The organism is Sandaracinaceae bacterium (assembly GCA_020633055.1).
Lineage (GTDB): Bacteria > Myxococcota_A > Polyangia > Polyangiales > Houyiibacteriaceae > JADJJE01.
Genome location: JACKEJ010000007.1, coordinates 345,247 through 363,492 on the forward strand (window position 1 = coordinate 345,247; position 18,246 = coordinate 363,492).

The following is an 18,246-nucleotide window of genomic DNA, read 5'->3' on the forward strand; positions in this document are numbered from 1 at the left end:
CTCGTGGCGCCGACGGGCCACCGAGTGGCCGAACGCGTCGACGGCCGCCGCGTCAGCCCAAGCTCCCCGTCGCCAGGAGCACCGCGATCGTCAGGTCAGTCACCAGCAGCCCGGTGAGCGCGGACACCCACGGGTGGCCGGACTCGGGCACCAAGACGTCCCATCGCGCTCAGGGCTCGGCTGGTCGGGGCTGCAGCTCCACGATGGCCTCACCCGTCAGGCGGCCGTCGCCGATGGCCACGGCCACGCGCACTTGGTCTCCTGGGCGGCGCCCTTCGAGCGCGCGCTGCAGCTCGGCCAGGGAGTGGACGCGCCGCCCGTCCACCGCATAGATGATGTGCCCCGTCCACGCCACCCCCATCTGCTGGACGAACGCCGGAGGCGGATCCGCGCGACCGCGCAAGCCAGCGCGCGCAGCGGCTGCGCCAGGCACCACCTGCTCGATCTGGATGCCGCCACGAACGTCGACCGCGTAGACCCCCAGCCACACGGCGGGCTGAGGGTCTTGGCCCACCGGGGTGTTCGTCTGTGGTGGCGCGGAGCGCTGTGGGGCGGGATCTGCAGCGGCGAGCTGGCCGTTGCGCGGCGCGTCGGCACGGGCGACCTGGATGCGTTGCTCCACTTCCTCGATGAGGGCCTTCACGTAGTTCACCGGAACGGCGAACCCGATGCCGTGGCTCCCTCCGGTGCGCGACAGAATGGCCGTGTTCACTCCGATCACCTCGCCGCGCGTGTTGACCAGGGGGCCACCCGAATTCCCGGGGTTGATCGTGGCGTCGGTCTGGATCAGGCCGTGCACTTGGCCGCCGCCCACGCCAGGCAGGTCGCGGCGCGCGCTGACGATGCCCTGGGTGAGCGTGCCGTCGAGGCCGAAGGGGCTACCGAACGCGAGCACCGTCTGCCCGACGCGGACAGTGTCGGGATCCGCCAGCGGGAGGGGCCGGGGCATGGGGCCGGCGACTGGGGCGAGGATCGCGAGGTCGTGGGTGGAGTCGACGGCCAGCACGCGCGCGCCCACCTGCTGACCCGTGCCGAGGCGGAGGCGCGCAGCCCCGCGAGAACTCTGCACCACGTGGGCGTTCGTGACCACCCAGCCATCGTCCGTGGCGACGAAGCCGGAGCCGCTGCCGCCGCCGATCGCCACGGTCACGGTGCTGGTGTTCAGTGCTTCGGCGATGGCGACGCGGCGCGCGTCGGTGAGGTCCTGGGCGCGCGCCTGCGTCGGCTGTGCCGCTAGGAGCGGAAGGGTCGCGACGAGCGCGAGCGTGGGGAGAATGCGGGAGGTTCGGGAGAGAGTTGGCTTGTTCACGTGGCAGGTCTCCGTCCGTACGGCGGTTCAACGCACGACCCCACGAGAACATTCGCCGATGGGTGCGTTGTCGGCTGGCGACTACACATCAGAACGGCTAGGGTCCGTCCGGCGCCGCTGGGGCGCCCGATAGCTCCTCGAGCGGGGTTCGCGTGCGGGTAACTGGTGCTGGGCTAACCGATATCGGCCAACGAAGAAGCTTCAACGAGGACGCATTCTTCCTGGATAACGATCTTGGTCTGTATGTCGTGGCCGATGGCATGGGGGGCCACTCCTCCGGCGATGTAGCGAGCTCGGAGGCGGTCGACACCGTGCACGGCATGGTGAAGAACGAGCGCGAGAAGCTGCGGCGCGTGGCCCAGGGAGACTGCTCCGAAGAGGCGCTCAGGGCCGCCATCCGGGTGCTGGAGAGCGCCGTGCAGGCGGCGACGTACATGGTGTTCGGGCTGGCTCAGCACGATCCCGACTCGCAGGGCATGGGCACCACCCTCTCGGCGCTTGCCATCTGCGGTCGCTACGGCATCACGGCCCAGGTCGGCGACAGCCGTGTCTACCTCGTGCGCGGCGGCAAGGCGTCGCCGCTGACCGAGGACCACACGCTCGTCGCGTGGCAGCTCAAGCAGGGCATCATCACCGAGGCGGAAGCGCTCGTTTCGCCGCACCGCAACGTCATCACCCGAGCCGTGGGCAGCCGCGAGTACGTGCAGGTGGACACCCGCTTCTTCGAGGTGGGCGTGGGCGACAGCTACGTGCTCTGCAGCGACGGTCTGCACGGACACGTGGAGGACCACGAGATCCCGGGCATCGCCCAGCTTGGGCCGGTGGCGGCGGCGCGGCGCTTCATCGACCTCGCCAACGAGCGCGGGGGCCGCGACAACATCACCGCCATCGTCGTCGAGGTCGGCGCCTGACCCCAGCGGTCGAGGCCAGCCCCAAGAGGCCGACGCGTTCAACCGTAACGTCCACCGGGCTCAGCTCTGGCTGATCGACGAGGTGTCCGCACGTTTCGGCGCCGGGACGCCCAACACCTGCTCGCGGTAGTGGAGGAACAAGCTCTGGAGGATGCTCAGCACGGGCACCGCCAGGAGGGCCCCGGCGATCCCGAACAAGTGCTCGCCTCCGAGCAGCGCGAAGACGACCAGCACAGGGTGGACGTGGGCTGCGTCCCCCATGATCTTCGGGTTCAGGAGGTTGGCCTCGATCTGATGGATGACCACGATCCAGAGCACTACGAGCGCGGCCGTGCCGACCCCGTGCTTGAGGCCGAGCACGACCGCCGGGACACTGCTCAGGATGGCGCCGAAGATGGGGATGATGCTGAAGAGCGTCGCGATGAGGGTGAGGATCGGCCAGTACGCGAGATCCAGGATGTAGAAGCCAACCCCGCTGAGCGCGCCGTTGATGAGACAGATCAGGAGCTGCCCGCGCACGACCCCGGACAGCCCTCGGTCGATGCGTGAGAGCAGGCTGTCGAACGTGGCGCGCTTCTCCGGGCGGGCGAAGTTCCGGAAGAACCCGATCACCTCGTCCTTCGTGACCAGCAAATAGGCGGAGAGCATCAACATGATGAAGAACGTGAACACGCCCTTCACAACGGCCCGCACGACGGTCTGCGCAGTGTGCAGCAGGGTGGTCGCGGTGTCTTGGGTGTTGCGCGTCACACCGCGTACGGACTCGACGAAGGCGGCGGCCAGGTCGCCGTCCGTTCGCTCCTGGTGCGCGGTGCGCACGATGTATCCGTCGCCCTCCGGCGTGACCACCAGACCGTCCGATGGGAGGTGGATGTCATAGCCTCCCCCGCGCACGCGCCGCACGGTGATCGGCTCGTCCGGTTGCGCGCTCGCGGTCGCGTCCTCCGGCGCGGTTCCGAGAGCCATGGGCGCCTGGTCTGCGTCCGCCTCGACGCCCGGGCCCCTCTCCTCGCTGCCTGCGGGCGCCTCGGGCACGCCGCTGGGGGTGATGCTCGTGATGGGCTCCCCGGGCTCCGCCGGGACCGCGATGGTGTCGTCCCCAGGGGGCGCGGCGGTCGGCGCCTGGCCCATCGAGTCGCGCATGCGACGCTCGATGGCGGGCAGCCACTCGTCACGCAGCTCGGCGAGCGCGCTTGGAGCGTCTTTCGCCAGCTTCTCGATCTCGGCCGCGAGACGCGGCACCCCCAGCACCGTGAAGGTGACCATGGTCCCGACGAGCAGCGCGTAGATCGTGACGACGGCCACCCAGCGCGCCATCCAGCGCTGGAGCCAGTCGACCAGGGGCGACATTACGTACGCGACGACCACCGCCAGGAAGAACGGCAGCAACACCTCGCGGAAGACGACGAGGATCCCCAGCATCAGGGCGCCCCAGAGCCCATAGAAGATGAGGCGTTGCTGGAGATCCCTCGAGATCAAGGCGGTCGGCAGCAGTCCCCGCGCGCTCGGGTCGGTGCTCTCGCTGGGAGCGGGCGGCGGCTCGGTCACTTCCGCGACGTAGCACGCTTGCGACCGGACCGCGAGGGGCTCCGCGGGCTCGCAGCCGCTTCGCCGGACACCTCGCGCAGCGCCACGCCGGTGTGTGACGCGACGCACTCTCGCAGCGCAGACGGAGTGCCCGCGAACGTGATCGCTCCGCCGCCCTCCCCGCCCTCGGGCCCGAGGTCCACAGCCCAGTCGGCGGCGTGGATGAGATCCAGGTGATGCTCGATGACCACGACCGTGTCGCCACGGTCCACGAACCGCTGCAGCACGTCGATCAAGCGCCGGACGTCGTCTCGATGCAACCCCGTGGTGGGCTCGTCCAACACGTACAGGGTTGGTCCGGTGCCCGCTGCCTTGCCGAGCTCCGACACGAGCTTGAGGCGCTGCGCCTCGCCTCCGCTCAACGTATGACTGGGCTGACCCAGACGCAGGTAGCCGAGGCCGAGGTCCAGCAGCAGCTCGAGGGGACGACGAACCTTCGGCACGCTCTCGAAGACGCGCACGGCGCTGGCTACGTCCAGGTCCAACAGCGCGCTCGCGGAGAGCCCCCGCCAGCGCACCGCCAGCGTCGTCTCGTCGAACCGGGCGCCGCCGCACGCGTCGCAGGGCAGCACGACGTCCGGCAGGAACGACATCTCCGCCACGGAAGACCCGTTTCCGGCGCAGGTCTCGCAGCGCCCGCCTGCCGTGTTGAACGAGAAGCGGGTCGCCGCGAAGCCGCGCGCGCGCGCCTCCTTCGTGCCCGCGAGCAGCTCGCGGACGACGTTCCAGACGTCGATGTACGTCGCTGGCACGGACCGTGGCGTGCGACCGATCGGCGACTGATCGATCTCTACCGCTCGGCGCACCCCATCGACTCCATCGAGGCCGTCGTGATCGCCAGGCGGCGCGTCCTGGGCCAAGCCCAGCCCGACCCGCACCGCAGGGAGCAACACCGACCGCACCAGCGTGCTCTTGCCCGACCCACTGACTCCGGTCACGACCGTCAGACGCCCGAGGGGGACGCGCAGCGTCACGTCTCGAAGGTTGTGCTGGCGCACGCCCCGCAAGGTGAGCCACGAGACGTCCTCCATCGCTCTGCCGCGAGGCTCGGGGGGGGTGGCTCGGAGCGCCTGCCCTGTGACGGAGGCGGCGTGGGCCAGCACGTGGGCGCTCGGTCCCTCCGCGAGGACGCGTCCACCCTCCACGCCTCCCGTGGGGCCCATGTCCACGATGTGCTGCGCCGCGCGGATCACGTCCGCGTCATGCTCTACCACCACGACCGAGCTGCCCGCGCGGACCAGCGCGGCGAGCGCGTCGATCAACTTGCCCGTGTCCCGCGGATGGAGTCCGATGGTCGGCTCGTCGAGCACGTAGAGCACGCCGGTCAGGCCGCTCCCCAGCTGGGCGGCGAGGCGCACGCGCTGCAGCTCCCCTCCGCTGAGCGTGGAGGCCGGGCGGTCCAGCCCGAGGTAGCCGAGCCCCACGCGTGAGAGGAAGCCGAGGCGACGGCGCGCCTCCTCGAGCGGGACCTGCGCGATGGCCGCGCTGCGCTCGTCGAGAGACGCCGCGGCGATGGCGTCGAGCACCCTGCACGCTCCATCCACCGAGAGTGAGAACACGTCGTGGATGCGTCGGTCAGCGAAACGCACGGCACGTGGGAGGGGGTTCAAGCGTGATCCGGCGCACGCCGCGCAAGGCGTGCTGACCGTGCGCTTGGCCTTGCCACGGCCCACTTCACGCGTGACCTCTCCGGCGCCTTCGCAGGCCTCACACTGCCCCTGACGCGTGTTGAACGAGAAGAACCGCGGGTCCAGCTCGGGGTACCCCACGCCGCAGCGGCCGCACGTGCGCGCCGACGACAGGCTGAGCGTACGCGGCCCGAGCACCGCCAGCGCCGCTCCCTCGCCCACCTCGAGGGCACGCACGAGGGCGACGCGCAACGCGTCGTGCCAGTCGGTGCGCACGCTGCTGCGGCGCCCCTTCGGCAGCGGGACGGACGTGATCTCGACCTGCACGTCGTGCTCGCGGTGACGCGCGAGGGCGAGACCCGGGGTCAGGGCCACGCGCTCACCGTCGATCCATGCGTACGTGAACCCGTGTGCCCGGTGCCGCTCGAGCAGCTCGCGGTGGTGCCCCTTCCGACCCCGCACCACCGGGGCGAGCAGCACGACGGCCTCCGCAGAAGGCGTGGCCGCGACCTCTTCGACGGAGCGCGTCAGCGTGTGCAGCATCGCCTCGACCGAGCTCGCCTCGATGGGGACCTGACAGTCGGGGCAGTACAGGGTCCCTGCGCGCGCCCACAGCACGCGCAGGTGGTGCGCCACCTCGGTGAGCGTCCCCACTGTGGACTGCGCGCCGCCGCGCGTCTTGCGTTGTTCGAGCGAGATGGATGGGGGAACGTCCACCACCAGGTCCACCTGCGGTCGCGGCAGCTGCGGCATGTACTGCCGCGCGTATGGAGCGAGGGTCTCGAGGTAGCGACGCTGCCCTTCGGCGAACAGCACGTCGAACGCGAGGCTGCTCTTGCCGCTCCCGCTGGGACCCGTGACGACCACCAGCTGCTCACGAGGGATGCGCACCGTGAGGTTCTTCAGGTTGTGCTCGCGGGCGCCCCGGATCTCGATGGGCGCACCGAGCCCCGTGGTCTCGGCGTGCGGCGACTCGGCCCCGGTCGACGGGACGCCAGGGGCGCGCGCCGACGGGCTCGTGGTCGCGCCGCGGCGGGATTCCGGACCTGCGCTGGCCTCGAGCATCGCGCGCAAGAACGGGGCGCTCGGACCGCGGGACCGCGCCACCTCCACGGGCGTCCCAGCGGCGACGATCGCCCCTCCCTCGGCGCCCGCGCCCGGGCCGAGGTCCACCACGTGATCCGCGTGCGCGACGAGCGCCATGTCGTGCTCCACCAGCACGACGGTCGCGCCTGTACGCACGAGGCCGTCCAAGGTCGCCAACAGCGGCGCGAGGTCTGCCGCGTGCAGGCCTGCGCTCGGCTCGTCCATGAGGATCAACGCGCTCGGGCCCGCGCTGGAGAGGGCCGCCGCGAGCTTGATGCGCTGGGCCTCCCCACCGCTCAACGTGGCGAGCGATTGACCGAGGCGCAGGTAGCCCAGGCCCAGCTGGGCCAGCGGGTCGAGCCCCTTGCGGACGGCTTTCAGGTCACCGTAATGCGCGAGCGCCTCGGTGACGGTCAGGTCGAGCAGCTCGGCCACGTTGTGGTCTCGGTAGCGGACGTCCAAGACCGGCCCCGCGAAGCGGCGCCCCTGGCACGTGGCGCAGGAGAACGTCACGTCCGAGAGGAACTGCATCTCGACCGTCTCCGCTCCCTCGCCTCGACACACCTCACAGCGGCCGCCGGCCACATTGAACGAGAAGAAGCCCGCCTTGTAGCCCCGTGCGCGCGCGAGCGGGGTGTCCGCCAGCGCTTTGCGGAGGGCATCCCAGACGCCCAGGTAGGTGGCCGGGTTGCCCCGCGCGGTTCGCCCCAACGCGCCCTGGTCGACCGCGATCACATGCTCCACCGGCCGCGGCAAGACCAAGCGCTCGGCAGGTAGCGGCTCGTCATCGGGTGTCCCGCCGCGCGCGCGCTCCAGCAGCGGCGCGAGCGTCCCGAACACCAGGCTGCTCTTGCCGGACCCACTGGGTCCGCTGACGCAGGTCAGTCTCCCGAGCGGGATGCGCAGGAGGTCGCCTCGCAGGTTGTGACCCGTCGCGCCGTACAGCTCGATGTGCTCCTGGGCTGGAGCGAGGGGCGCGCGCGCTGCGATGATCTCCCCCCGCATCGCCGCTCCCGTCAGGGTCGACGCGCGCTCGAGCCCGAGCGGCGTCCCGTCGAAGACGACGCGCCCGCCCCCCGCACCCGCCTCCGGGCCCAGCTCCACGACGCGGTCCGCAGCGCGCAGCGCGGCGACATCGTGCTCCACGACCACTGCGACGTTGTCTCCACTGGCGAGGCGCCGCACGGCTGGCATCAGCCGCGCGACGTCGCTCGGATGCAGACCGACGGTGGGCTCGTCCAAGACGAACAGCGCTCCGTTCAGCGAGGCGGAGAGCGCGGTCGCCATGGACACGCGCTGCGCCTCGCCAAACGAGAGCGTCCGCGCTTGGCGATCGAGGGTGAGGTACGAGAGGCCGACCTCCAGAAGGGTCGAGAGGCGGGCGAGCGTCTCGGCGTGGAGCGTGCGGGCAGCGCGGTCGGGAGCGAAGGCGTCGGCGTGTGCGGACAGCAGCGCGCGCGCCTCGCTCACAGGGAGCGCGCAGAGCTCGGCCACCGTACGACCCCCGAGACGCCACCAAGATGCCTCCGGGCGCAGCCGGGTTCCGTCGCACGCCGTACAGACGTCGTAGCTCCGATAGCGGGCCAAGAAGACCCGCACGTGCATCTTGTACGCACGACTCTCCTTGTAGCGAAACCACCCCGCGAGCCCGTACCAAGCGCCCTTGCGCGTCGTGCCGTCCCCCTCGACGAGCCAGGTGCGCTGCGCGTCGGTGAGCTCACGCAGCGGCACGTCCATGGGCACTCCCGCTCGCTTGGCGTGCTTCGCGAGATCCCGCCGTTCCCACTCGCAGGAAGGTCCCGCATAGGCGCGCACCGCGCCTTGGGCCAGCGTCAGTGAGTCGTCTGGGAGCACCTTCTTCCAGTCGACACCCTGCGTGCGTCCGAAGCCGTGGCACGTCGGGCACGCGCCCACGGGGCTGTTGAACGAGAACAGCCCCGGCGTGGGCGCGCCGAATGCGCGGTCACAGGCGGCGCAGTGCAACCCCCGCGAGAACGCCATGCGCGCCCCAGCGCCGCGCGCATCGGCCCTGAACACGTCTGCCCGGCCGCCTCCCCGGGCGAGCGCCGCCTCGAAGGCCTCGACCAGCCGCTCACGCGAGCTCGCGTCCGCGACCAGACGGTCCGCTACGACGTGGACCGCCCCGCTCCCCTCGGCGAGCGCGTCGCTCGGCGCGAGCTCGTCCAGGTCGCGGCTCTGCCCCCCGACGTACAGCCGACGATACCCGCTCGAGAGCAGCGTCTCGCGCACACCGAGGTAGCTCTCCGCGTCATCGACCTCCACGGGATAGGTCACCACCACGCGTTCGCTCGGAGCCTCCCTCAACACCTGCGCGGCGGCGGCGTTGGCGTCGTCCCGAGCCACCTCGCTGCCACATCCTGGGCACCGCAAGGTCGCGGCATAGGCGTAGAGCGACTTCACGTAGTCGTTGATTTCGGACATGGTCCCAACCGTGGAACGGCTCGTCCGGATCGGGGCGCTGCGGTCGACGGCGATGCTGACCGGGACCGGGTCGAGCTCATCGACGTCGGGGCGAGCCGAGCGCTCCAAGAACTGTCGCGCGTAGGCGCTGAAGCTCTCGACGTAACGGCGCTGACCTTCTGCGTGGAGGGTCTCGAACGCGAGCGACGACTTCCCAGCGCCCGACGGGCCTGCCACCACCACCAGGGTTCCGGGGTGCAGGTCCAGGTCGACGCCCTCGAGGTTGTGGGTTCGTGCCCCTCGCAGTCGGGTGATCCGCATGGTGCAGCAGGTCTAGGCCTTCCGACCGCGTGCGCAACTCGTGCATCCGCAGCAGCTCGCGGGCGCAGGGTTCGCTACCCTCGACGTCGTGCCGTCTGCCTCCCCACTCATCCGCCTGTTCGCCGTGGGCGTGCTGTCCGTGTTCGGCGCGCTGCCCTTGGGAGCCCGTTTGGCCCGCGCCCAGCCGGCCGGGAGCGAGGTCGCCCAAGAGCGCGCGCGACGCGAGGTCGAGCGAGGCGAACGACTGCTCGTGCGAGGGCGTCGGCGCGCCGCCGAGGGCGCCTTCACGCGCGCCATGCGCCTGGACCCCTCCGCGCCATTGCCCATCACCCGCTTGGCCGAGCTGTGGCTCGGGTCCCTCGGCGAGATCACGGCGCACCCGACCGCGGCGACCATGCGCCGCGCAAGCCAAGTGCTCGCGGCCGTGGCCAACGTGCCCGACGGGGTCCGCCGAGAGCGCATGCAGCTGACCGAGGCGATGGCGCTCGCGGCGACGGGCGACCACGCTGGCGCTGTCGCGGTGCTGGCGCGCGCGCCTCGACTCGTGAGCGGTCAGCTGGGCACGGCCCTCGACGCCCTCGCGCTCTTGTGCGCGGAGCGCCACGACCTGGCCAGCGCCGAGACCGCGCTGCGCGTGGCCATCGAGGGCGCCCCCGAGGCCGAGAGGGCGCGCCGCCTCGGGGACGTACTGCTGGCCCGAGGACGCGCGGCGCAGGCCGTGACCGTCCTCCAAACGGCGCTCGGGTTCGCACCAGACGCGCTCGGGCTACGCGTCGCGCTGGCCGAGGCGCAGCTGGCGGCGGGGGACACGGAGGGCGCCGCAGCCGGGCTCACGCTCGTCGCCACACGCTGTCCTTTCGAATGCGGTGCCTTGCTGGCGCGCATCGCGCTCGAGAGCGGCGACGCCACGCTGGCGGCGCAGCGGGCGCGCGAGGTGCTGGAGCGGCCCGTGACGGCTGGGAGCCCCAGCCCGGACGCGGTGGCCGACGCCGACGGCGAGCTCGCCGCCCGCGCGTCGAGTGGCTACGTGCTCGGGCTGGCGCTCCTGCGTCTGGGTCGGCGCGAGGACGCCCGGAACGCGCTGCGGGACGTGCTGCGACGCGCCCCCGACCACGCTGGTGCACGACGAGCCTTGCGCGCCACGATGCCCTGATGCCCATCGCGTGCGTGGCCGCAGCCCCTCGAACGCGTTGGCGTGTTCCCGCGTTCAGAGCGTTCCCGAGAGGGACAGCAGAAGCCCACCGCGGCGCGGGACAACGTCGAGGGAGACGGTCGGACGTGGCGCACGCAGCCGTCGGTCGAGCTCCCCATACGCCGCCCAGTACTTCTCCGCCGGCGAACGCGTCAGCAGGTTGATGAGGCCGGTCACCACCGAGATGCCGCTCCCCAACAGCACGAAGTAGTCGAACGGGTCGCCCACCGAAAAGTCATTGGGACCGAGGAACATGGGGATGATGGCGAGCCCCACCGCCACGTCCAGTGACGCCGTGATCAACCGCGCGGCGCGGGAGCGACGCGCAATGCGGCGCAGGGCGTCCTCGCCGAACGCGAGGCGCGCCTGAGCCTCGCTGGGGCTGCCCATCGGCATGTGCGTGAACGCGATGGACGGCCCGCTGGCGTTCGGCCGGATGGCGATCTCCGTGATCCCTGTCAGGACGTTCGCGCTGCCGTAGAGCACGAGGTAGTTGCGCAAGAAGTCGTCGTTGGTGGCCAAGAAGGCCAAGGCGATGGAGAGGCCGCCCGTGGCCATGGTGATCACGCCCGTGGCGATCGGATTGCCCGCGCGCGCCAACTGCTGCAGGTCGGAGTCCAGCACGCGCAGACGGGTCGCCATGTCCGCGTCGACCTGGAACCCGCTGGACTGCGGGGGTGCGTAGGCGCTCGGGCTGAGCGGGCCGTAGCCGCTTCCGGGCGGGGGCGGGACGTCCCCAAGACCCCCCTGTGTCTGCGGCGGCGGTGGCGGTGGCGGAACCACGGAAGGCGCCCCCTGCGGGGCGGCGGGTGGTGCCAACCCGTCGGCCCCCTCGCGTGCCCGTTGTGCCCCGGCCTCTACGGGCACGAGGCCTACGGCGAGCACGAGCACACCACTCATCAGAACGAGCCGCTGAAGCATGCGGCCAGTATGCCGTGCCGCGACCCATACGCCCAAACGCACTCGAGGATCGCGCGCCGGCCTCCGCTCCGCCGAGCCCATCCCGACACCGCCCCCTCGTACGACGTGGCCCATGCGTCTGGCTCATGCCACGAGGTGTTCCGCGTCGACGCGGGCGACCCCCTTGGCGTCGCGGGCTTCACGTCGCGGCAATTCAACGACCGCCCGGGGCCTCCTCGGCCTGTTCTGGACTCGGCTCGCCCTCCGCGCTGGCGGGCGGCGACGCGGCGGGTGAGGCGGGAGGCGCCGGCTCGACGCGTGGCGGTGCGCCGTAGTCTCCCCGCAGCTTGCGCTCGAGGCGGTCCACAATCATGCGCTCCACGTACTCGGGCTGCCCTTGGATGATGACGACCACGCGTACGCGGTCACGACCGAGGGCGTCCGCCGTGCGCAGCACCTCGATCGACCCGTTGTACGGCCGGCCGTCTTCCAGGTACTCGAACATCACGAAGCCGAGCTCTTGGTCGCGCTCGGTGACGTTGAAACCATAGTCCACACGCACGAGGCGCACGGCCGCTGTCCACACCTGATCGTAGCGGTACCCCAGGTCCGTCGTCCTGCGCGCGAGCGCCGGCTGGGGAGCAACCGTGGAGAGGCCAGCGAGGGCGCCGGACAGTGTCAGGTAACACGCGAGGCGAGCCGCGCGGCGTCGGAGACGGTTTCTGCGAGCCATGTCCCGAAGCTACGCCCGCTCCCATGCGGTCCCAACTTTTTGGGCGTCGCTCCGCGAGCGAGAGGAAGGAGAGTTCGAAAACGGACGGCGAGAGCACAGCTCGGGGCCGGCCCCGCCGAGCCTGGATCGTGCGCTAGGCCGCCCCCTCCGAGGACACACCGTCGAGGCGCGGCATCAGGTCGATGAGCCTCACACGGAGCGTCAGGAGCGGGATCACACCGGCGAGGACGATTCCGACCGCCTGCACGGTGAACAGCAAGAACACGTAGATGGAGCCCACGCCGTTGACGATCTCGCTGGCGAAGAACAGCTGCAGCGCCAGGCTGACCGCCAGCTGAAAGCTGCCGAAGAGCCCTGGCCCCGCGGGCAACAGGATCCCGATCGCCAGCACCCCCATGACCCCGACCGCCTGCCCGAAGCTCAGCTCGAGGCCGCAGCCTACCGCCAGGACCCACATCCCAAATGCGTTGCAGGTCCAGTACAACGTGGTCTCCAAGAGGAACCCGAACGCCAGCCGCGGGTCGGCGAGGGTCGCGAGACCGTCCGCCACGTCGGACACCTTGGTGGCCAAGAACCTGGCGAGCCGTTGGCTGACGAGTCCGATGACCTTTTCGGTCGTGCGCACCGCCCATGCTCGCTTCCACAGAAACACCCCGAGGGCGACGAAGGCGCAGGTGAAGACGGCCAGCGCGGCCAGACCATAGCCCGGGAGGGCCCGGGCGAGCGGGTCCTCGACCGGACGTCGAGGCAGCGCGAACAGCACCCAGGCGACGCACAAGCTGGTCATCAAACCGTCCACCACGCGCTCGACCGCGATCGTGCCGATGCCGGCGGAGACGCTGACGCCATGCCGGATTTTGGTCAGCGCGGGCCGCGCGAACTCGCCCAGCCGCAGCGGCAGCGCGAAGATGGCGAAGAAGCCGATCCAGTTGATGAGGACCACCTCGCGCAGCGACAAGCGCTTGATGGGCGCGATGAGGAAGCGGAACCGAGCGGCCCGCAAGAAGTGCGTGACCAGCAGCGTCACGACGTAGGCGGGGACGGCCCAGGGAGCCACGTGCCCCCACGCCTCGGCGTCGGTCGGGATGATGTCCACCCCGCTGCGCGCCGCCAGCCACGCCAAGAGCCCCCCGAGCAACAGAGAGAGCACCAGCTTGGGGAGGATGCGCCGGGCGAGCCCGGGCTCGGTGCCGCCAGGGGCTGCGGTGGGTTCCGTGGACAAGGCGTTCCGTTCCGAAGGCGTCAGTCGTACTCCGCCGTGCCCGAGAGGATGTGGCGGGGGTTGGTGGAAAGCAATTCCGTGGCCTCGGCGGCGCCCACCAGCTCGGTGAGGCGCGCGATCCCCCGCGCCACGTGCGCGACGTCCTCGGGCTTGTGCGCATCGGTACACGCCGCGTAGTAGGTCCCCTCGTCCAGCATGCGCTCCGCCGCCCGCTGGGGCGCCTTCCCGTAGTGGCCAATCAGCGACATGACGTCCAGCAGGGGCAGCGCGCCCGCGTCCAGCAGCGGGTCCAGCTCGTGAGTGCGGTCGAAGAACGGCCGGTAGCGCTCCGGGTGCGCGAGCACCACGCGCGTGCCGCGTACACGCAGGCGAAAGAAGCGGTCACCGAGCCCGGACGGCAGGTGCGCCTCGGGCAGCTCGATCAGCACGGCGTGGCCCCCCGGGTACGGGACGCCCTGCCCCGTGTCCAGCAACGTCCACACGATGTCGTCCAGGTGGTGCTCGGCCCCGAGCCCGAGCGTGGGCAGCCCCTCCCCCCCCGTCGCCTCGGCGAACGCCGCGAACGCCGCCTCGAGGCCGGGCTTGCGGTTCTCGAACAGGCCGCTGCGGATGTGCGGGGTGGTCACCAACTGCGTGAACCCGAGCTCCCCGAGGCCGCGACAGAGCGCGACGCCCGCTTCGAGGCTCTTCACGCCGTCGTCGATGTCGGGCAGGTAGTGCAGGTGCAGGCAGACGTAGCCGGTCTGGGTGCTCACGCAGACGCTCCTTCGCGGCGCGCCGCGACGGCGGCGTCCAGGGCGCCGAGCAGCCGGTCGCGTTCGTTCAGCGTCGGGTCCTCCAGCACGGCCTCGAGCAGCTCGCGCAGGATCTCGCCGACCACGGGTCCGCCGCGTCCCTCCAAGCGCGCGAGCACGTCCCGCCCGTTGACGGCCAGGTCCCCGGTGGACAGCGCCGCCCCGGCGGCCATCAGCGTGTCCACCCGCGCGCGGAGCTCCACGAGGCTCGCCAGCTCTTCTTCGACCGGGCGCCCCTTGCCGAGCGCGTCCGCCTCTGCCAACCGCAAGAGCGGGTCGATGCCGTCGCGCCCCACCCGCTGAACGAAGCGGCGCACGGCCGCGTCGGTCCAGCTGGACTGGTAACAGACCAGGTGGTGGCGCACCAAGTGCACCACGCGCTGCCGCTCGTCGTTGCTGAAGCGGTACTCACGCAGGAACGCGTCCGCCATGTCTGCGCCGACGCGTTCGTGGTTGTAGAAGGTGTAGTCGTGGGTCTTCTCGCTCAGCGCCCGCGTGCGGGGCTTGGCGATGTCGTGCAGCAGCGCGGAGAGCTTGTCGGTGGGGTCACCGCGCATCGCGTCCAGCACGGCCATCGTGTGGTGCCAGACGTCGTAGGCATGCCAGCGGTTCTGCTCGCAGCCGTGCTGCTCGACGAGCTCGGGCAGCGTCACGTCGAGGATGCCCGTGCGACGCATCACCTCGAAGGCGCGGGAAGGACGCTCGGCGCGCATGGTCTTCAACCACTCGTCGCGCACACGCTCACGGCTCACCTTGGCGAACACGCCGATGGCCCCAGCGAACGCGGCCTCGGTGGCGGCCTCGAGGTCGAAACCCAGGGTGGCGCAGAAGCGCGCCCCACGGAGGATGCGCAGGCCGTCTTCGCCGAAGCGCTCGGCCGGTGCACCCACGGCGCGCAGACGCCGCGACTCGAGGTCCGCGAGCCCGCCGAGGGGGTCGATCAGCGTGTCCTCGAGCGGGTCGTAGGCGATGGCGTTGACGGTGAAGTCCCGTCGCGCGAGGTCGCGATCGATGTCCGTGACAAAGAACACCTCGTCCGGCCGGCGCCCGTCCGTGTAGGCGCCCTCGCCGCGCAGGGTGGTCACCTCGTAGGGGGTGCCGCGGTGCAACACCGTCACGGTGCCGTGCTCGATCCCCGTGGGGATGACCTTGCGGAAGACGCGCTGCACGCAATCGGGGGTGGCGCTGGTGGCCACGTCCCAGTCCGAGATGGACCGTCCCAGCAACACGTCGCGGATGCAGCCGCCCACGATCCAGCCGCGCTCGCCGTGCTCGTGCAGACGACGGCAGAGGTCCACGACGTCGTCGGGAATCTGCGCGCGTTGGGTCGTGGTCAAGGCCAGCATCGGGCCGCTTTGTAGCAGCCACAGCCGCGCTCCGCACCGTTCAGGTCACGGGCTCGAGGGGCTCGATGACGTACTCCTCGCTCGCCCGCAGGCGCTCGCGGATGCGGCGTGCCCGCGTCGCGAGGGACTCCGCGTCGATCCCGAGGCTGGGTGCCTGGCCGGCAAACGTCGCGAACGCGCTACACGCGTCGGCCACCCCCAGCTCGTCCCCGACCGCCGTGAGGATCTCGAGCGCCTCCTCGAACGCGGCGCGTGCGCGCTGAGCCTGCCCCGCCGCGGCCTCGATCTCCCCACGCGTGACGAGCGCGCGCGCCAAGGCCGGCTGGCTGCGAGAGGCTTCGAACAGCGCGATGGCCCGTTCGATGTGGTGGCGTGCCACGTCGGGCTCCTGCATGAGGAGCTGCGCCTGCGCCAGCCCGCGACGCACGGCGCCCTCCAGCAGCTTGTCGCCGATGCGCGTCGCCAAGCGGTCGGCGTCGGTCAGCAGCGCGATGGCGGCCTCCGGGTCGACGAGCCGATAGTGCCCCTCACCCAACAGCGTGAGCACCTGCGCCTCGAGCGCCGTGTCTCCCGCAGCCCGCGCCGTGGACAGCGCCTGCTCGAAGAGCTCTTGGGCGCGAGCGTGCTGCCCGTTGTCGCGGTGGACCCGGCCCAGGTTGGTGAGCGAGGCGGCGATCCCGCCCTCGTCCCCGATCTGGCGCCGCAGCACGAGCGCCTCCTCCAGCGCCTCCGTAGCGTGCTCGAACGCACCGCTGGCCAAATAGGCCGCCCCCAGGTTGTCGAGGCTCAGCGCGACGCTGCGCGGGTCCCCCAGCTCACGGCGGAGCTCTAGCGAGCGCGCAGCGAAGCGGCGGGCGGCGGCGTAGTCTCCCCGCAGCAGATGCACGCGCCCCACGTCGTCGAACGACGCGGCGATCCCCCGCGCGTCGCCCACCGCGTCGAACAGCGCGTGCCCCGTGCCGAGGTGACGCAGCGCTTCGTCCAGGCGGCCGCTCGCGCGATGCACGCGCCCGATGCGGTTGTGCGCGACGCCGCCCTTGGCCTTGAGGCCCAGCCGGTAGGCGATGGAGAGCATCTCGCGAAAGCACCCGATGGCCGCCTGGTAGTCCCCGATACGCTGCAGGACGTCGCCGTAGTCGTGCAGGGCGTCGAGGCGGCGTCGCACGTCGGTCTCCCGGAGCAGCGGGACGCCGCGCCCATAGTGCTGAACCGCCTGCTGCGTGGCGTTCCGGCCGCGCGCGAGGGAACCCGCCTCGACCCAGTAGCGCGCGGCGTCCTCCACGTGCCCGCCCGCCTGATGGTGTTGCGCCAGCAGCTCCAGCTGGGCCTCGTCGCGCTCTCGAGGGGGGAGGCGGAACTCGAGCCAGTCGGCGACGGTGCCGTGGCTGCGTGCCCGCTCGGCTGCCGGAACGCGCGCGAGCAGCGCCTCCCACTCCGGGCGTTGGCAGAAGGCGTACTCCACGGTGCCCGGGACGAGGGGTTCGGGGTTCGGCGCGATGAACTCTCGCCGCGCCAGCCGCTCCAGCGTGGGCGCGTAGTCGGTCGTGCGGCTCTCGTGACCCCCCCAGAGGTCTGGCACGGCGTGGTCCTGGTGCTCGAGCGCCACCAGGGCGTCCAACCAGAAGACGTCACCGACGCAGGCCGCCTTGGTGAGCAATGAGAGCTCGAGCGCGGACAGGCCCGAGAGGCGGTGGTCGCGCGCCTGCTCGAGGCTCGTGGGGGGCCGCACCTTCGCGACGCGCGTGAGGTCGACCCGGAAGCGGCCGCTCGGCTCCGCCACCAGCACGCCCTCGTCGAAGTACGCTCGGAGCGTCTCGCGCACCAGGTAGGGGCTGCCGGCGGCCGCCCGCACCACCGCCGCCACGAGCTCGTCCGGGAGGGATCCGGCGCGTGCCAAGAACTCGCGCACGAGCACGGCCGACTCGGCGTCGCTCAGGGGGCCGAGCCGCAGCACCTCGTGATTGCCGCCGCGGGTCCAGTCGGGCCGCTCGGTCAGCAGCTCGTCCCGGGCCGCGAAGACCAGCAGCACGGGCGCCGAGCGGAGCGACGTGGCGAGGTAGTCGAGCAGCTCGAGGAGCTCGCTCGGCGCCCCGGTCACGTCGTCGAAGATGAGCACCAGCGGGGACTGACGGGCGTCAATCTCGAGGAAGCGGCGCAGCACCGCGCGCCGCACCTGGGCCAGGGGCTGTGGATCGTCCTCCATGGCGTGGGTCAGAGGCGACTCCGAGAAGCGAATGTCCAGGTATCCGCCCAGGAAATGCAGGAACTCGCTGACGCGCTGGTCCCCGAGCACCTCCGCCACGGAGCGCCGCAGGTGCGCCTCACGCTCGTCCGCTCGCAGGATGCTGTGCATTCCGAAGCGGGCCTTCAGCATGCGTCCGATGACGCCCACCGCCGGTCCGGTCGGGTGGATTCGACCACGCAGCACCCGCACGGACTCCCCGTGGGCGCGGGCCGCCTCCTTCGCCAATTCGTCGAACAGCCGGGTCTTCCCGAAGCCGTTGGGGGCGACCACGGTGACCACGCGGGGCTCGGCTTCCGTCAGGGTACGCGCCAACGCCCCCATGAGCTGGTCCAGGACGTCCTTGCGGCCCACGAGGGACGCGGCGAGCAGCGGCGGCATCGGGACCCTCGGATCGGTGAGCCGCGAGTCGGTGCTGTGGCGTTCGGTGGATGACATGGGGCGCTGGCCGGGAAGGATTCGCGGCGGCTCCCCCGCGGTCAACGCGAATCACGGCGCTTCGCGCATCGCGCAGTGTGGGTGGAATCCCCGTGCCCCATGCGGGGTTGGCGTGG

The 18,246-nt window shown here is 71.4% G+C and carries 11 protein-coding genes; 2 read left to right on the forward strand and 9 right to left on the reverse strand.

The features are described 5' to 3' along the window. Nucleotides 1–169: 169 nt before the first annotated feature. Nucleotides 170–1,309, reverse strand: coding sequence for a trypsin-like peptidase domain-containing protein (locus H6726_14970; protein ID MCB9658951.1), 1,140 nt, complete (start codon nt 1,307–1,309; stop codon nt 170–172). A 152-nt stretch (nt 1,310–1,461) separates the two neighbouring features. On the opposite strand from H6726_14970, the gene H6726_14975 reads away from it, so the two are divergent. Next, on the forward strand, nt 1,462–2,220 hold the full coding sequence (locus H6726_14975; protein MCB9658952.1) for a serine/threonine-protein phosphatase: 759 nt from the start codon (nt 1,462–1,464) through the stop codon (nt 2,218–2,220). A 60-nt stretch (nt 2,221–2,280) separates the two neighbouring features. Here H6726_14975 and H6726_14980 read toward each other — a convergent pair whose 3' ends face one another. Further along, a complete protein-coding gene (locus H6726_14980) occupies nt 2,281–3,768 on the reverse strand; it encodes an AI-2E family transporter (protein MCB9658953.1) in 1,488 nt (495 codons plus the stop codon). Continuing rightward, nucleotides 3,765–9,263, reverse strand: a complete 5,499-nt coding sequence (gene uvrA, locus H6726_14985) for an excinuclease ABC subunit UvrA (protein ID MCB9658954.1) — start codon at nt 9,261–9,263, stop codon at nt 3,765–3,767. Before uvrA ends, H6726_14980 begins: the two co-directional genes overlap by 4 nt. Nucleotides 9,264–9,351: 88 nt before the next feature. On the opposite strand from uvrA, the gene H6726_14990 reads away from it, so the two are divergent. After that, nucleotides 9,352–10,416 (forward strand): tetratricopeptide repeat protein, encoded by a 1,065-nt coding sequence (locus H6726_14990; GenBank protein MCB9658955.1) that lies wholly within the window; start codon nt 9,352–9,354, stop codon nt 10,414–10,416. 54 nt (nt 10,417–10,470) lie between these two features. On the opposite strand, the gene H6726_14995 is transcribed toward H6726_14990, so the two are convergent. The 6 genes from H6726_14995 to H6726_15020 all read right to left on the reverse strand — a co-directional run bounded on the left by H6726_14995 (nt 10,471) and on the right by H6726_15020 (nt 18,130). Further along, a complete protein-coding gene (locus tag H6726_14995; GenBank protein MCB9658956.1) occupies nt 10,471–11,376 on the reverse strand; it encodes a hypothetical protein in 906 nt (301 codons plus the stop codon). Between the two features lie 193 nt (nt 11,377–11,569). Beyond that, complete coding sequence (locus H6726_15000; GenBank protein ID MCB9658957.1) at nt 11,570–12,088, reverse strand: hypothetical protein; 519 nt, start codon at nt 12,086–12,088, stop codon at nt 11,570–11,572. Nucleotides 12,089–12,221: 133 nt separating this feature from the next. Further along, entirely contained in the window at nt 12,222–13,310 is a 1,089-nt protein-coding gene (locus H6726_15005) for a flippase-like domain-containing protein (protein ID MCB9658958.1), read from the reverse strand. Between the two features lie 20 nt (nt 13,311–13,330). Continuing rightward, nucleotides 13,331–14,065, reverse strand: a complete 735-nt coding sequence (locus tag H6726_15010; protein ID MCB9658959.1) for a protein tyrosine phosphatase — start codon at nt 14,063–14,065, stop codon at nt 13,331–13,333. After that, the gene (locus tag H6726_15015) at nt 14,062–15,450 is read right to left on the reverse strand and encodes an HD domain-containing protein (GenBank protein ID MCB9658960.1); all 1,389 of its coding nucleotides are present in this window, start codon (nt 15,448–15,450) and stop codon (nt 14,062–14,064) included. The genes H6726_15010 and H6726_15015 overlap by 4 nt, the downstream gene beginning before the upstream one ends. A gap of 40 nt (nt 15,451–15,490) precedes the next feature. After that, the gene (locus tag H6726_15020; protein ID MCB9658961.1) at nt 15,491–18,130 is read right to left on the reverse strand and encodes a tetratricopeptide repeat protein; all 2,640 of its coding nucleotides are present in this window, start codon (nt 18,128–18,130) and stop codon (nt 15,491–15,493) included. Between the last annotated feature and the right edge of the window lie 116 nt (nt 18,131–18,246).